11 protein-coding genes and 6 pseudogenes are annotated in these 14,497 nt (G+C 67.9%); 11 read left to right on the top strand and 6 right to left on the bottom strand.

The features are described 5' to 3' along the window. Positions 1 to 190: 190 nt before the first annotated feature. Entirely contained in the window at positions 191 to 1,276 is a 1,086-nt protein-coding gene (locus ACSU6M_RS33500; RefSeq protein WP_437074909.1) for a Ku protein, read from the bottom strand. A gap of 139 nt (positions 1,277 to 1,415) precedes the next feature. On the opposite strand from ACSU6M_RS33500, the gene ACSU6M_RS33495 reads away from it, so the two are divergent. The 4 genes and pseudogenes from ACSU6M_RS33495 to ACSU6M_RS33480 all read left to right on the top strand — a co-directional run bounded on the left by ACSU6M_RS33495 (position 1,416) and on the right by ACSU6M_RS33480 (position 3,930). After that, a complete protein-coding gene (locus ACSU6M_RS33495) occupies positions 1,416 to 1,637 on the top strand; it encodes a DUF6233 domain-containing protein (protein WP_437074908.1) in 222 nt (73 codons plus the stop codon). Positions 1,638 to 2,151: 514 nt separating this feature from the next. Then, positions 2,152 to 2,670 carry a hypothetical protein gene (locus ACSU6M_RS33490; protein ID WP_437074906.1) on the top strand — a complete coding sequence of 173 codons (519 nt, stop codon included), beginning with the start codon at positions 2,152 to 2,154 and terminating at the stop codon, positions 2,668 to 2,670. A 30-nt stretch (positions 2,671 to 2,700) separates the two neighbouring features. Then, positions 2,701 to 2,886 (top strand): annotated as a pseudogene (locus ACSU6M_RS33485) (IS5/IS1182 family transposase); the annotation flags it as partial. A gap of 633 nt (positions 2,887 to 3,519) precedes the next feature. Further along, positions 3,520 to 3,930, top strand: coding sequence for a VOC family protein (locus ACSU6M_RS33480; RefSeq protein WP_437074904.1), 411 nt, complete (start codon positions 3,520 to 3,522; stop codon positions 3,928 to 3,930). 521 nt (positions 3,931 to 4,451) lie between these two features. Here the strand turns inward: ACSU6M_RS33480 and ACSU6M_RS33475 are convergent. Continuing rightward, positions 4,452 to 4,967, bottom strand: a pseudogene (locus ACSU6M_RS33475) (IS5/IS1182 family transposase); the annotation flags it as partial. A 126-nt stretch (positions 4,968 to 5,093) separates the two neighbouring features. Between ACSU6M_RS33475 and ACSU6M_RS33470 the strand changes: the two are divergent. The 6 genes and pseudogenes from ACSU6M_RS33470 (at position 5,094) to ACSU6M_RS33445 (ending at position 10,396) form a co-directional block, all read left to right on the top strand. Continuing rightward, the gene (locus tag ACSU6M_RS33470; protein WP_437074903.1) at positions 5,094 to 6,026 is read left to right on the top strand and encodes a transposase; all 933 of its coding nucleotides are present in this window, start codon (positions 5,094 to 5,096) and stop codon (positions 6,024 to 6,026) included. Positions 6,027 to 6,061: 35 nt separating this feature from the next. Further along, positions 6,062 to 6,304, top strand: a pseudogene (locus tag ACSU6M_RS33465) (hypothetical protein); the annotation flags it as partial. Between the two features lie 155 nt (positions 6,305 to 6,459). Further along, positions 6,460 to 7,560, top strand: coding sequence for an endo-1,4-beta-xylanase (locus ACSU6M_RS33460; RefSeq protein ID WP_437074902.1), 1,101 nt, complete (start codon positions 6,460 to 6,462; stop codon positions 7,558 to 7,560). A 23-nt stretch (positions 7,561 to 7,583) separates the two neighbouring features. Then, positions 7,584 to 7,706, top strand: a complete 123-nt coding sequence (locus ACSU6M_RS33455; RefSeq protein WP_437074900.1) for a hypothetical protein — start codon at positions 7,584 to 7,586, stop codon at positions 7,704 to 7,706. A gap of 423 nt (positions 7,707 to 8,129) precedes the next feature. Then, positions 8,130 to 9,068, top strand: a complete 939-nt coding sequence (locus ACSU6M_RS33450; RefSeq protein ID WP_437074899.1) for an SMI1/KNR4 family protein — start codon at positions 8,130 to 8,132, stop codon at positions 9,066 to 9,068. 734 nt (positions 9,069 to 9,802) lie between these two features. Next, positions 9,803 to 10,396: a hypothetical protein gene (locus tag ACSU6M_RS33445; protein ID WP_437074897.1), complete on the top strand. Its 594-nt coding sequence runs from the start codon at positions 9,803 to 9,805 to the stop codon at positions 10,394 to 10,396. 1,259 nt (positions 10,397 to 11,655) lie between these two features. On the opposite strand, the gene ACSU6M_RS33440 is transcribed toward ACSU6M_RS33445, so the two are convergent. The 3 genes and pseudogenes from ACSU6M_RS33440 to ACSU6M_RS33430 form a co-directional block, all read right to left on the bottom strand. After that, entirely contained in the window at positions 11,656 to 12,285 is a 630-nt protein-coding gene (locus ACSU6M_RS33440) for a DUF4291 domain-containing protein (RefSeq protein WP_437075456.1), read from the bottom strand. Between the two features lie 27 nt (positions 12,286 to 12,312). Further along, positions 12,313 to 13,098: pseudogene (locus ACSU6M_RS33435) on the bottom strand (IS5 family transposase); the annotation flags it as partial. 21 nt (positions 13,099 to 13,119) lie between these two features. Continuing rightward, positions 13,120 to 13,380 (bottom strand): annotated as a pseudogene (locus ACSU6M_RS33430) (transposase); the annotation flags it as partial. A 161-nt stretch (positions 13,381 to 13,541) separates the two neighbouring features. Here ACSU6M_RS33430 and ACSU6M_RS33425 point away from each other — a divergent pair. Further along, positions 13,542 to 14,030, top strand: coding sequence for a hypothetical protein (locus ACSU6M_RS33425; protein WP_437074896.1), 489 nt, complete (start codon positions 13,542 to 13,544; stop codon positions 14,028 to 14,030). A gap of 42 nt (positions 14,031 to 14,072) precedes the next feature. Here the strand turns inward: ACSU6M_RS33425 and ACSU6M_RS33420 are convergent. Further along, positions 14,073 to 14,276, bottom strand: a pseudogene (locus ACSU6M_RS33420) (ATP-binding protein); the annotation flags it as partial. Between the last annotated feature and the right edge of the window lie 221 nt (positions 14,277 to 14,497).

The following is a 14,497-nucleotide window of genomic DNA, read 5'->3' as shown; positions in this document are numbered from 1 at the left end:
TGACGCGGCCATCCACCGTCGTCAGGACAACCAGGACCCGCGGGAGGTCCTCGGCCGGCGTGGGCGGGGCGTCGGCGGTCCGGCCGGACGGGCGGTCTTCCAGCGTTCGGCCAGCGCTCTTCCATCTGCGGTACCGCCATCGGACGACGACCACGCCGGGCCGGGGCGGTCGTGGGAGCGCAGTCCCGCCTCAGGCGGCAGTCTTCTTGCGGCGACGGCCGCTGCGAGCGAGGGCCTCGACGAGTTCCTCGCGGCTCATCTTCGACCGGCCGGGAAGGTCCTGCTCGGTCGCCCGCTGGTACAGCTCCGCCTTGCTGAGCTTCTGCAGCTCCCTCTTGCCGCCGGTACCGCTGCTGCGGGCACGGGCTGCTCCGGCCTTCCTCGGAGGCGCCTTGTGCGCCGGCGTCTTCGCGTTGCCCGCCGTCGACCGGGCAGCCGCCTTCCGTGACGCGGCCCTCCCCTTGCCCTCGGTGGCCGGCTCCTTGGCATCGCGGCCGGAGCGGGCGGCCTGCAGGCTGCCCTCGAGGACCTTCATCAGGTCGATCACGTTGGTCGCCTCCGGCGGTTCCTCGGCCGCCGCGATCTCCAGGCCCTCGGCCTTGGCCCTGACCAGCTCGCGCACCTTCTCCTGGTAGGTGTCGTGGTAACGGGACGGATCCCAGTCGGAGCTGAGCGCGTCGACCAGCTGCAGCGCCATGTCCAGCTGTTTGCCGCGGCCCGCCCGCCCCGAGGGCAGCTCCGGCAGCTCCTGAAGCGGGTCACGGACCTCATCCGCCCAGTGCAGCGTCTGCAGCACTAGCACCTTGTCCTCCGCGCGCAGCGCGGTCAGGTACTGCTTGTTGCGCATGACGAAGGTGGCGATGCCGACCTTGTCCGCCTCCGCGAGGGCGGCGCGCAGCAGTTCGTAGATCTTGGTGTATTCCTTGCCGCGGGGAGCGATGTAGTAGGTGCGGTCGAAGTACACCGGCTCGATCCGGTCGAGGTCGACGAAGTCGGTGATGTCGATGCTCCGGGAGCGGCCCGGCGCGATCTCATCGAGTTCGTCGGGCTCCACGACGACGTACTGGCCCTCGTCGATCTCGAACCCTTTGACGATGTCCCTGGTGCCGACCTCGTCGCCGGTGCGCTCGTTGACCCGCTTGTTGCGGATCCGGTCGGAGGTGCCGCGCTGCAGCTGGTGGAAGTGGACCGTGTGACCCTCGGTCGCCGTGTAGAGGCCGACGGGCATGGTCACGAGCCCGAAGGTAATCACACCTGTCCAGATCGCCCGAGCCATCACCGTGCTCCAACCCGCATCACAGCACCAGCACCGCCAACTTCCTCCACGCTCGCACCACTGCCCGGCCCAAGCGCGCCCAAGGCCGCCGAACGGGCCACCAGCAGCACGGCGTGACTTCTGCGCACAGGCAGGCGGTGTGCGTGGCGCGCGGGAGCTGCGCAAGGTCGAGTGGGTGGTGTCCTACTTGCGCGAGGGCGGACGCCCAGTCGTGGACCGGGTCCACCTCAGCGGGTGCAGCATGGCGAGCAGCCACACCAAACCGCTCGACCGCGAAGAGGCGCTCCGGCTCCTCGGCAGCCGGCAGGTACCGGCCTGTGCGATCTGCCGCCCGGACACCGACCTCGGCGTCCTGGACTGACCCGCGCCCCACTCCGCCGGGATCCGCTGCGCCAGATCCGCGGCCAGGTGACCGGCCGCCCGGCCGCGCGGCGTGACGTCCAGCGTCTCCAGCAGCCGCAGATAGCCGACCGCCTCCCGCGCCTCCGCCGCAGTCAGAACGGGAAGACGGGATCGTCCGAGTAGTCGCCGGTCACCGGCTCAGCAGCTCCATACCCGGACCAACCGCCGACGAGACGGCCAGGACACGAAACGGGTCGTCGGCGATGGCACCGCCGCAGCGGATGCGGTCGTACAAGTGCCGATCATGGACGACATGGCTGCGTTCAGTGGCGACTGCGTCGTGGCTGTCGATCGCGCCTGGGCCATCATTCGCAACTTCATCCATACCGGGACGCCTGGCGAGCTCGGTAAGTGGCGCGAATTGTGACCCCGCCCCGATTACCAATCGAGACACCGTCTAAGCCGACAAGCAGAGCGCTGCCCACGACGGCAGTCGCGTACTCGATGCGGAAACAGCCTGGGATGCTGGGCGGGTGACTGAGACCACCCCTTATGACGCCGACCGTGCCCGATTCACTCGCCAGGCGCTGGCACGCCTGGTCCTCTGCGATCACGCCGTGGACGTCGCCGATGGCGCCGCTGGCCTGGTGGCCACCGGGAACGACCCGGACACTGGACCCGGGGGCCGGGTCAGCCAGGCATTCCAGCTCCTCGAACTCGCGGAACGTACCCTGGTCTCGGCCGTGATCTACGAACGCGAGCGAGGCAGCTCCTGGACCGAGATCGCCCAGTACCTGGGCATCAGTCCCGTAGAAGCGGAAAGGCGCTTTTCCTCGAACCTGAACGGCTGGAACACGGCCTTCGAGGTTCCCTACCGGCTCGACGGCACCGGTCGAAAGCGCATACCCCAGCTGCCCACGGCAGCGTATGACCCTGCTTGGGCGTGCGACCGGCTCGATACCTGGGCCGCAAACCGCCTCATGCTTGTCAACGAGGAACGTCCCGTCAGCTCGGGTCTCGCCATGGTTCTGTCAGAGGAACAGCACCCCTAATCACCTGCAGCGCCTTCCCGCCCTGCGGGGCCTCTGGCCACCCACGTGGCCAGAAGCCAGGCCGGTGACGCGCCGGCTTCCAGAACGCCAGGGCAAGCATCAGGTCCGCGCACCGGCCCTGGGAGACCGAGGGCTCGGCCGGACGCCGTCCTCGCAGACCGCGCGTATTCATCCCACGCGATCCGGAAGCATCTCCGCCACCACACGCTCCGTGCTGCATGCCGGCGGTACTCGCGCCACAGCTGCCGACGGGCGGTCCCGGCGACTGCCGTCAGGCCCTCCCAGGAGGGGGTGTCGCCGCGACCGTGGGCGACGTGGGTGAGCTCGGCTGTGTCGGCGGGAGGGGCGGCCTGGGTGGTGGCCAGGGCGTGCGCCAGCCAGCGGGCCAGCCGTACGCCATACAGCGCGCTGACGAGTTCGCCGCTGGCCTCCACTCCTGCGGTATCTGCTCCAGGAGCTTGTGCGCCGCCCGGCCCCTCGCGCTGCAGGTGGGATAACTGGAACGCGTAGTTGAACGAGCGCTGGAGGCGTCATGCAGCCGCCGCCATGCCTGCCCGGTCCCGCTTGCTGCCAACCGGTGAACACCCGTGGGCCGGTAGCGGCTCATCAGTGCAGAGGCGCTGGCGCAAGTGGCGGCTCAGCATGCGGCGCCCGCCAGGTGCTGACGGAACCAACCTCATGCGAGAGCCCCACTAGTTCTGCGCACGGAAGGATTGACCGCCGCGCGACGCCCAGCAGGTTTCCGGTCACAGGACTAGGACCAGAGGTCCGGGCCGATCGGCCGATGGTCGCGCGCGAGCCTCATCCCTAAGCTGCCGGGCAGGATCGGCAGCTGAGGAAGAGGTCACGATGCCCGTCAACGGTCATAGCCACATCCGCATCGCCCGGCCGTCCCGGGACCTGGCGGTGGCCGAGCGATTCTGGGTGCAGGGGCTGGGACTCGGTGTGGTGTGGCGGGCCGAGAGCGGGCCGGAACCCGGTGGGCACGACCTGCTGATGCTGGGCTGGCCGGACGCCGACTGGCATCTGGAGCTGGTCCACGAGCCTTCCGGGCCCGTCGAGCCCCGGCCCACCGAGGAGGATCTGCTCGTGATCTACGTCGACGGCCCGGTGCCCGACGACCTCGTCACCCGTCTGCAGCAGCACGGCGGCAAGCAGGTACCGTCCCCGAACCCGTACTGGAACCGATGGGGTGTCACGATCGAGGACCCGGACGGTTACCGGCTCGTGCTCTGCGAGCGGGGCTGGTCGAACGCGTAGGGGCGGGTACGTGCCGGGCGCGCTCTGCCTCGCTCGTGCTGTGACCGCATGGGTTCGCCTGGCCGTTCAGGCACCGTTTCTGACGGCGGGCTGCCGGCCGCTCGAAACGGGTGGTCGGCTTGAAGGACTGCTCGGTACGGTGACTGGGTGTGCCTCTACGCCATGACCTGCTACAGGCTGCACTACGCGTGCGTCTCGTGCCGTGTCAGCTTCAAGCAGCATGCCTGTCCGCAGCGTGAGCACCTGTGCCCGAACTGTTCTAAGCCCCTCATTTGCGCTGGCCATGACTTCGCTCCGCCGCCCAGGCGTGATGTCCGCAGTTGGTCTGTGGTGGCTGCGGTGTTGCGTGAAGGGTTGCGCTACGAGGGACTGTCGGTCTGTGGCTGTGGCAAAGAGCCCAAGTACCGCCCTCGGACGCGGGCCGAGCTGCGGGTACGTCGGATGGTTGCGGCAAGGGAGGGGCTGCCGCTGTCCGAGGCGTTGTCCCGACCGGACCCCCTGACCCCGCTGACGGACTGATCTCACACTTCAGTTGCTAGGCGGCGAAGTCCAATGAGAGCTGCTGCCATGCCGACGAAGACCAGGAGGTCCTTCGGACTCGCGCCCGTAGCGGCGGTGCAGGCCGAGACAGTTCGACGATTCGGTGCCCTTGCGTGCGATGCGAGGGGTGATGTTCCGCTCTCGGAGCCATCGCCGCAGGCGAGCGTAGTCATACCCCTTGCCAGCGGGTTCGCGTCGACGAGGGCTACGGCGGGAACGGTCTGGAGGGAGTCCGCAGATCAGTGACTTCAGAGCCTGGCTGTCGTGAAGGCCGGCGGCCGAGATACCCAAGGATAGTGGCAGGTCGTTCCGGCCCGTGATCAGTGGAACTTCGATCCGTTCTTACCGCGATCGATCGGATTCAGCCCCCTCAGCAACCCCTTTTCGCGGCGTGAACACTCACCGAGTCGATCACACAGCGGGACCAGTCCAGCTCCCCGGACTCCCAACCCGTCCCGGATCACACGGTGAAGCCGGGCCCAACCCCGTGCGCGGCTCGGCGCTGGCGTCCCGCGAAGGTCAGTGCTGATGGGGATTTCTTGAGAACGGCTCTGTCCGCAGTTCCGTGCATCTCCAGGTCAGCAAGGGGAACGAGGGATCGTTTCGGCAGAGTGTCTCCTGCCATGGCGAGCAAGACGGTCGAGTCTGTGCTGTTTCCCGGGATCGATGTGCGAGTAGAGCGCGTCAGGTACTCCTCCGACGTCCTGGTGGTGGAGGCGGTGTCCACCACTCACCCGGGCCGATGCCCGGACTGCCGGAAACAGGCGATGCGCGTACACAGCACATATCAACGGGCACTGGGTGAAAGGCCGTTGGGATCCCGCCGGGTCATGGTCCGGCTGCGGGGCCACCGGTACTTCTGCGACCGGAAGAGCTGTTCCCGCAAGGCGTTCGTCGAGCAGGTGCCGGGCCTGCCCGAACGGCACGGCCGCCCCAGCACCGGGCTGACAGGATGGCTGCGGTCGATCGCGATCGAACTCGGCGGACGTCCGGCCGCGCGGATGTGCCACCGCCTGCGGCTGACCGCGGGCCGGACACGGCTGCTCAGACTGCTGACGGCGCCGACAGTGCCGGACCGTGCCCCGCGGGTGCTGGGGGTGGACGAGTTCGCCTTCCGCAAGGGCTGCACCTACGGCACCGTGCTGGTCGACGTCGAGGCCGGCCGGGGCGTGGACGTACTGCCCGAACGCACGTCCGAAACGTTCGCGGCCTGGCTCACCGAGCATCCCGGAGCCGAGATCATCTGCCGGGACCGGGCCACCGCCTACGCCACGGCGGTCAAGGAAGCACCCCCAACGCCCTCGAGGTCGCTGATCGCTGGCACCTGTTGCAGAGACGGGCGGCCGTTGCCAGCTGTCAATTCATTCGTTTGTCCGACATGGGGCATCGTCAGTGGTTCTAAGAGACTGCAGAGCAGTTCAGGGAATTGGTGGCTCAAGACGACGCGGCAGTCAGAGAAGCGGAGCTCAACTTGGCGGAGGTGCGTGGCTATCTTCATGCCGTCAGGGAACGTGACAGCGACGCGTTCACTGCTGGCCGATCTGCCCCGCCCATGACTGCCCCGCACAGGCGGGGATCTTCACAAAGTGATCGGGCCGCCCTGGACGCGGTACGCCGCACGGGGCTCGCCGCCGTCGGCAGGCGCCCGCCGTCCCTGCCCGGCCCGCCGTCGCTCTCCCCGACGCCGCTGATCCTGCTGCCGGCCCTCGCGCCGGGCGCCCCGGCCCGCTTCGCCGTCTTCGACGTCCCCGACCGCGCGTCCCTCGTCCGGCAGGGCGCCGCCACCTGCGTGGCCACGGTCGTCGCGGGGCGGCTGGTGTACCGCCGCCGGTAGGCGAGCCCCCTCCCCTCCACCTATCCGTGCACGGATATTGACGGGCCGTCTGCCCGGACTTTAGTGTCCGCCTCACCTAATGTTTCGGATATTGCTTCGAAACTTTCGAATCTCTCGAACCTCCCGGACTTCGAGACGACGGAATGAGACTCCTCATGAGACCCGTTCGCTCCGCCATCGCGGCCCTCGCCACGGCCGCACTGTCGCTCCCCCTCATCGCGGCCGCGCCCCACTCCGACGCCCAGCCCGACCGGCTCCGTTCGGCCGCTCCCGAGGGCTTCTTCGTGGGCACCGCCGTCGCGGGCGGTGGTCACCACCTGGAGCAGGACTACCCGGACCCGTTCACCCACGACAAGGAGTACCGGAGGATCCTGGGCCGGCAGTTCAACTCGGTCTCCCCCGAGAACCAGATGAAGTGGGAGTTCATCCACCCCGAGCGTGACCGCTACGACTTCGGGGCGGCCGACGCCATCGTCGCGTTCGCCGAGAAGCACGGCCAGGTCGTGCGCGGCCACACCCTGCTGTGGCACAGCCAGAACCCGCAGTGGCTGGAGCAGGGCGACTTCTCCAAGGAGGAGTTGCGCGGGATCCTGCGCGAGCACATCACCACCGTCGTCGGCCGTTACGCCGGCCGGATCCAGCAATGGGACGTCGCCAACGAGATCTTCGACGACCAGGGCAGACTGCGCACCCAGGACAACATCTGGATCCGCGAGTTGGGCCCCGGCATCGTCGCCGACGCCTTCCGCTGGGCGCACGAGGCCGACCCCGAGGCGAAACTGTTCCTCAACGACTACAACGTCGAGAGCGTCAACACGAAGAGCAACGCCTACCACGCCCTCGTCCAGGACCTGCTCAAGCAGGGCGTGCCGGTGCACGGCTTCTCCGCGCAGGCCCACCTGAGCACGCGCTACGGCTTCCCGGGCGACCTGGAGGCCAACCTGCGGCGGTTCGACGCGCTCGGTCTGGAGACGGCCATCACCGAACTGGACGTCCGTATGGACGTGCCGGAGGGCGGGGTGCCCACCGAGGCGCAGCAGCGCCGGCAGGCCGAGTACTACCAGCGGGCGCTGTCCGCGTGCCTGGCCGTCGACGGCTGTGACTCCTTCACCATCTGGGGCTTCACCGACAAGTACTCGTGGGTGCCGGTGTTCTTCGAGGGCGAGGGCTTCGCGAACGTCATGACCGACGACTTCGTCCGCAAGCCCGCCTTCTACGCGCTGCGGGACACCTTGAAGGCGGCCCGGAAGGGCTGAGCCGGCCTGGGCGTGAGACGCTGATGCTCGACCACCACGGGGCGTCTCACGCCGATGTCCTCATCAAGAGCGAGACACGCGTCGAGCGGCTGGACGCCGAAGCCGAGCAGGCCCGGACGGATGGGCGGGCGGAGGTGCCGTCGTGAATCGGCTCCGGACAACTGTTGCTTGACCGGACCTGGGCTTGCACCGGATCCCCTGTCGCTTGGTCGCGGTCTCCACATGCGGGGCTCACCGTCCACGTCCAGGCACATTCCGCGTGTTCAAGGTGAGCTGTCACCACTGCGGGCCAGCTGGTCCGAAGCCAGTGGTCCCGCTGCTCACGTATCAGACACACTCCGCCCGGCTACCGGTTGGACGTCCCTGCCTCATCGGCGGGCGGAGACCTGTGAAAGGGGTCACAACCACACCTCACGCGGCGGCAGTTGGGATCGGACCGTCTCGCACCCCACATCCTCGGACAGGACGCTTTTGCACATGCTGGTTTCCGCCACGATCCACCAGTGAACAGGGGCGGCTTAGGGTGTCAGGGGCGATGTCCCGCATCCGATCGGTAAGGAGCCTGGGCCGTGAACGTCGAGATCGATCCGCTCGCCCGCAGCGCCGCCGCCCGGTTAGGGGGCGGCGCCCCCTACGCCTTGAAGGCTGTGGCCGGCTGGCTGACCGATAACCCGGATATGGGCGAGCCGTCAGAACGTCCCGGCGTCCTCACGGTGTCGATCGACGGAGACATGATCGAGGACTGCCCCGCTCTCGCCATAGGGTACGTCCGCGAGCCCGACCGGATCGAGATCCGGTACATCAACGCAGTTCCGTCGCCCGAATCCGACGTGACCGCCCAGGGCGAGGAGTCTGCGCAGGAGAAGGTCAGGGCTACTGATCCTGCGACCGAAGCGGTCGTCGTGCGGGAGATCGCCGACGCCTGGCACCGCATCACGAGCTGGCTCCGGCGCAATGCCCCCGCCTCTCGTGCCGCGCTCCGTGCGGGCGCCAGCCCCGATGCCCTGGCCGCCCTTGAGGCCGAACTCGGCGTCTTCATACCCGCGGAGCTTCGCACGCTTTGGCTCTTGGCCGAGGGCGACGACGGGGCCAACGGCTGGGGCTGCATGCCCGGCAACTGGGCCCTGATGACCTTGGACGCGGTGGCCGCCGTCTACCGGCTGAGGATGGACCTCCAGGCCGGTCAGAACATCTCCAATACCGCGGACGAGCGGACCATCGTGTGGAAACCGACCTGGATCCCGGTGGTCGCCCTCGGCCCCGCCGACCGCACCACCGGACTGTATCTCGACACGGAAACCGGCCTGTTGGACCGCTGGTCCCGCTACAGCGAAGACGCCGGCGAGGAGCGCGACACGCTGGTCACCTACCTGGAGGAAGCCGCCGACATGCTCGAATCACCAGCGCTGGCCGTGCGGGACAAGCCTGGCCTGATCGACGGGACGCTGGTGTGGCTGAGCAGCATCGACCCCGAGCGGGAAGACCGGTGGCAGCCGCTGACCGGCTGATCACCGAAGTCAAGGAGGCCAGTCCTCCGGGTCTGGCCTCGTCCCGCCGCTTTGGCTGTATGAGCGTGCAATCAGCCAATCTTGTGCCACGTGCAGGCGATTGCCACCAGCGAGCAGTGCTCGAATCCCGGCAGGGTCACGAAGAACCCGTCACCGGCCAGCATCCACCACTTCAGCGCCGGGAACTTGTGGAAGGTCGCCTGGTTCTGAGCACAAGGGGTCGCGGCACGCCTGCACCGCTCGGTCCCTTGAACCCCGTATAGCTGTCCAGCTTCGAAGTCCGCTGTGACACTGCTATGCCCGGAGCTACCCGCCAGGTCGGCTGCGTGAACCTCCGCAGCGTGCCGCTGCTCATCTACGAAAACGGGCCGTGGCCAGGACCGGCTGACCACATCAGGGACGCCCAGGCCACCGGGCCCCGGGCAGGTACGGAACGACGAACTACCTCACGCGGCTCATCGACCTCGGGAAAAAGGACGAGAACTGAGACGAGGCGTGCCCGCGAAGCCTGCAGCGCCCGCCCGGTAAGTCCTGGACGAGAATCCCTTCGCCAGTACATGGCAGGGTGCAAAGCACAGCGGCGGCCGATTCAGCCGCCGTATGATCGACCAGGGCCCACCACACCGACGGAGGCCGGGCGCTCAACGGCTGCGTCTGCAGCGCGTCCTGGTGGGCGACCGGTTCCTCGTCGTCCGGATCAAGTAGCCCAGGTATCGACCCGGATGAGGAACGCAGTGAACCAACCAGACGGCGCACGTACAGCTCTGGTATTCGCCGAGTACCACCTTTTCCAGATCAAAGACCCGGAAGGGGCGCTGAGCGATGACGTTCACCGGACCGACAACGGGCTTGTATCCGCCCTCGGCGGCAACATCGAGGTGCTGACGGGGATCCACACCGGCAACGTCGAGGTAACCGTCGAACTGCACACACAGCGCCCCGACCCGGTCGGCGACTGGGAAGAAATCGCCGAGATCTCCTGCCACTCCCCGTCCGGGGAGATGCTGGTTACGCCCCTCATGGACGACCCGGCAGACCTGCCCTCCCTCGCGTTCCAGGGCCCTGGCAGCTACCGGCTGCGTGTGCACGCCACTGGCAGGGGCCTGGCGATCGACGGGTCATCGGTACGCGGGGTCGTGGAGGCATACCTGATCCAGAGCTGGCCCGCAGCGCACCAGGATGCCCTTCTGCTGAAGGCAACCGACGCCTATGGGAGGCACGTACGCGCCCGGCCGGCCAAGCCCACCATCATGATCGACTACGAGGACGACCAGACCAGACAGGAACGCGACATCCTTCGCCGCTCCTATCGAAACGACTATTCCTGATCACCCAACATACGTCGGCAGCAGAGCGACCTACGCCAGTTGACCGCCGATGAACGCCGGGCCCTCTCCGTTCTGAGGGGGCCCGGCCGGATCGGGCAAGCTACCCTCCAGAGACGGCTCACCCACTCCCCCTCGGGCTTGCCCACGGCTACCGGCGCCGCCCGATCCCGCACACACCGCAACTCCGAGCCGCCGGAAGATCGACCGCCGCGCGGACAACAACCTCTTCCGCCCGACGGCGAGCAAGGCATTCGACCTCGCCCCGAACGCTCACCGCCCCCGCGCAGGCCGCACACAGGCCGTCGCTCCCGCTACACCAGGACCGGCCCCGCCCGCGCACCTCGTCCAAACGGTCGTTAGTGAACTCCGCCCCGCAGCTCGTGCACACCGGTCACCGCGCTTCCCGCTCAGCGGCCTCCCTCTCCGCCTTCCGTCGCCGGGCCTGTTCCCGCTGCGGCGCGTACAGCCGGTCACCGTCCGGGTCCAGCCCCTCGACCAGCGTCTGCCACTCTCCCGTCCGAGCCTGCGCCACACCTTCCCCGCGGCCCCGACCGGGTCGGCGGTGAACCTCTCCAGCTCGGTGACGACCACGGGTCGAGGATGTCGTTGTCCCGGCCGCGGAAGCCGAGGTTGGCCAACGCTCCGAGACCGGCAGCGCGCAGGTGGGCCAGGATGTGGTCGTGGCGGGCTGCGTGTTGTCGTGGGTGCAGCCTGGCGACCTTCTTCAGGACGCGGCGCTGGGCGGCGAGCAGCCCGAGCGGGCCGAGCGGCGCCCCGATGCCGCGGTCCTTGTACCTCCACATCCGGCAGCAGCGCAGCAGGGCGGCTGGCCCGAGGGATTCCGACCACCACGGCGTCGCCGGGACGCTCGGCACGTCGCTTCCTCCCGAGAACGATCACGACGCGCGGCGGTCGTACTCGATGAGCCAGGGGCACGCGGAAGGCAGGCTGATGTACGAGCCTGATAGCAGCGGCTGCTCACCGAGGCATGTCTGCACGGGCTGCGGGCCCGGTTGTGCGCCGACGTCGAAGCGCTCGACAGCTACCTGCCGCCCCACGTCCCCGCGCTCGCGCGGAAGGTCGCCAAGGTCCTCGAGGAACCGCAGCCAGCACCCGTGTAACGGCGAGACACGATCCTGAGCTCGGACAGGTCGCGCACGGTCCGGGGCACTGGGTAGCCGGCGGCCGTGAGCGTGGCGCCGAACCTCTCCCAGCGGGTCGCCTCGGATCCTTGGACGTCATCTCATGTGGTGGTGTAGCTACCCGTATAGGTGAGCCAGAACCTCATCACTCACGGGGTAAGGACGTTCATGCGGTAGGAGCTGCTGGGCAGCGTCCAGCTCTCCGCCCTGCACATGGGCATGCACCAGGCGGGCCAGCGCTGTGACATCGGTGATGGAGACGATCCACTCGTCGGCGTAAAGGTGGGAGGCTTCATCGGCCAGGCCGAGCTGGAGTGTTCGGTGGGGAAGAGGCTGAAGGTGCAGGTCGCGTTCCGGATCCCACTGCACGCGGGCAGGGGCCCGCTTCAGCTGGCGTCTCCAGGCGTTGCGGTCGGTGTGGAGTCCGCGCTCATAGTGCGACAGGCAGGCGTGCCGCAGCGCCCACTCGAAGCCTTCCCGGGTGATCTCGACGGCGAGGACGTGCTCCTGACGTTCCTTGGTGCCCCATCCGCAGCGGTACATCATCCACAGGAATGACGGCTTGATCCACGTCATCCGGTCCCGCTGCCACTCTGCTGGGAAGCGGCCGTTCCGGGCCGCCGCCAGAGCGATCTCCGGCGAGTACGCCTGGTAGACGGTGACCGTGGCGTCCGTGTGAAGGGCTCGGATCTGATGCTTGGGTTCTGTCACTGGATCAGGGTGATCACACCACTTCACGGGCGCCATCGAATTTTGGCGAGGCGGGAGGCCGCCGAGTCTGCGGTAGCAGATGCGGGTGCGGGCGATGGCGGCAAAGCCGACAAAGTGTGCCGCTTTGCGTTCGTAGCGGCGGTGGAGTCGTCGGCAGCCGGCGAGTCAGGCCATGATGCGTTTTGACGGCCCCGGCGATGACGGCCCAGTCGCTGCGAGGACTCGACGCCCCTGCGGGCGATGCGGCGGTAATGTCACGTTCGCGCAGCCATTGTCGCAGGTGGGAGTAGTCGTAACCGTTGTCGCCGTGAAGCTTGCCCGGCTTGCGCCGCCGGGGCCCGCAGCGGGACCGGATCGGGGGTATGCCCTTCACCAGCGGAATCAGGGCCTGACTGCCGTACAGGCTCGCTGCCGAGCTTCCCACGGAGACGGGCAGACCGGTCCGCTCGGTGACCAGGTTAATCTTCGAGCCGCACTTGCCCCGGTCCACAGGGTTACGGCCTGTCAGGCCCCCCTTTTCACCGCCCGCATGTTCACCGAGTCGATCACACAACGGGACCAGCACCGGCTCGCCCCGGGGAGCCGCCCTCGTCGAAGACCAGGCGGTAGAGCCTGGCCCACACGCGGGCCTTCGTCCACTCCGAGAAACGCCGGTGGGCCGTCGCTCCCGACGGCCCGAACGACGCGGACGGCGACAGCTGCCACGTGCAGCCTCACCGTGGCCACCGACACCATCGTAGCCAGCACGGCCCGCCAACCTCGACGACGAAGCCGTCCTCGAGGGCCTCGACCGCCTGGTCCTCCTGCGCCGGCCGCGCCCGGAGCACCCTGCTGCTGGCAGGCCCAGAGCGCTAGGCCGTTTCCTGCGGATCACTTCGCCGACCAGATGAAGATGGCGGCGATGTGGAGTCCGGCGAGGTAGACGGTGGCGGTCTTGTCGTATCGAGTGGCCAAACCGCGCCAGTGCTTGAGCTTGTTGATGCACCGCTCGACGGTGTTGCGCTGCTTGTATGCCTCGCGGTCGAAGGCAGGTGGGCGGCCGCCTGATCGGCCTCGCTTCTTGGGCTTGGCGACCTGGTCGGAGGGTTGAGGGATCACCGCCCGGATCCCGCGCCGACGCAGGTGGCTCCGGGATCGCGCGGGACGAGTTGTCGGCGTACTCGTTGAAGGTCTCAGCCAGGTACGGATGAACGTGCTCAGCTTCGTGAGCGTCGGGATGCCGGTCGTGTGGTGGGAAACCTCAGGGCGGTGGGCCCTTGTCGTTGGCGGCAAAGCGAACGCATGATCGGCTCATGCAAGGTGTCTTCGACGATGTCCCATTGACCACGCTCTTCCCCCGCCTGTCGCCTGCCGACGTGGAATCCCTGGAACAAACCGCTCGTGCAGTCGATGCGGCTCGCGCGCAAGGAGACAAGGCCGAGTGGGAGTGGGCACTGGATCACGTGGTCTTCCCGGGCCCGCAGCCGTGGACGCCCGTCGTGCTTGGCCTGGATGTCATTGAGCATGCGGATGGGGGTGATCAGCTGGAGTTCCTGCTTCAAGTCGTGTGGACAGACTTCGGCCAGCTCGCGGTCGACGCGGCGGTGAACGTGGCCTGCTGGTGCGACACCGATCACGCTAGCCATGACGTCGACGCCCTCAGGCTTGTCGTTGGCGAGGAGACCTCACTGCCCCGCGCCTTCGAAGCTGGTGCTGAGCGTCTGATCGGATGGCTCACCGACCCTCGCGACGCGGATTTCTGGCGTGCCCGTGCGGCTCTGCCTCCCCGCCAGCCCGCCTAGGAAGCCGGCGGGATGACGACGGGTGACGGGCAGTTGATGTGATCAGGCCACGTTGGTGTCGCGTTCGATGGCGGCGAGCCGGTTCTTGAGCCGGTAGCTGGGTCCGTTGATGGAGACGACGTCGCAATGATGCAGGAGTAGGTCGAGGATGGCTGTGGCCAGGACTTCGTCGCCGAGCACCTGTCCCCATTCGCTGAAGGTCTTGTTCGAGGTCAAGATGATCGAGCCGTTTTCGTAGCGCTTGGACCGTTCGGCGGTTGAGTCCGCTCTCCTTCGCGAACTCCGACAGGCTCATCGCCCCGGACTCGAACAGCCCGCGCAGCGTCGAAGCTCCATCCATCGTTGCGGGTCCAAGACCACGGTCGGCCGCCCTCCGCCACCCTTCACAGGCCGGCAGCACACTGCCCACGATCAATCTCCGATACGTCAGGAGGTGAGCATGTTCATCCGTACGTGCCTGGGCAGGT

The sequence above is a fragment of the Streptomyces sp. enrichment culture genome, assembly GCF_964272895.1.
Lineage (GTDB): Bacteria > Actinomycetota > Actinomycetes > Streptomycetales > Streptomycetaceae > Streptomyces.
This window is presented reverse-complemented; position numbering and strand designations above follow the sequence as displayed.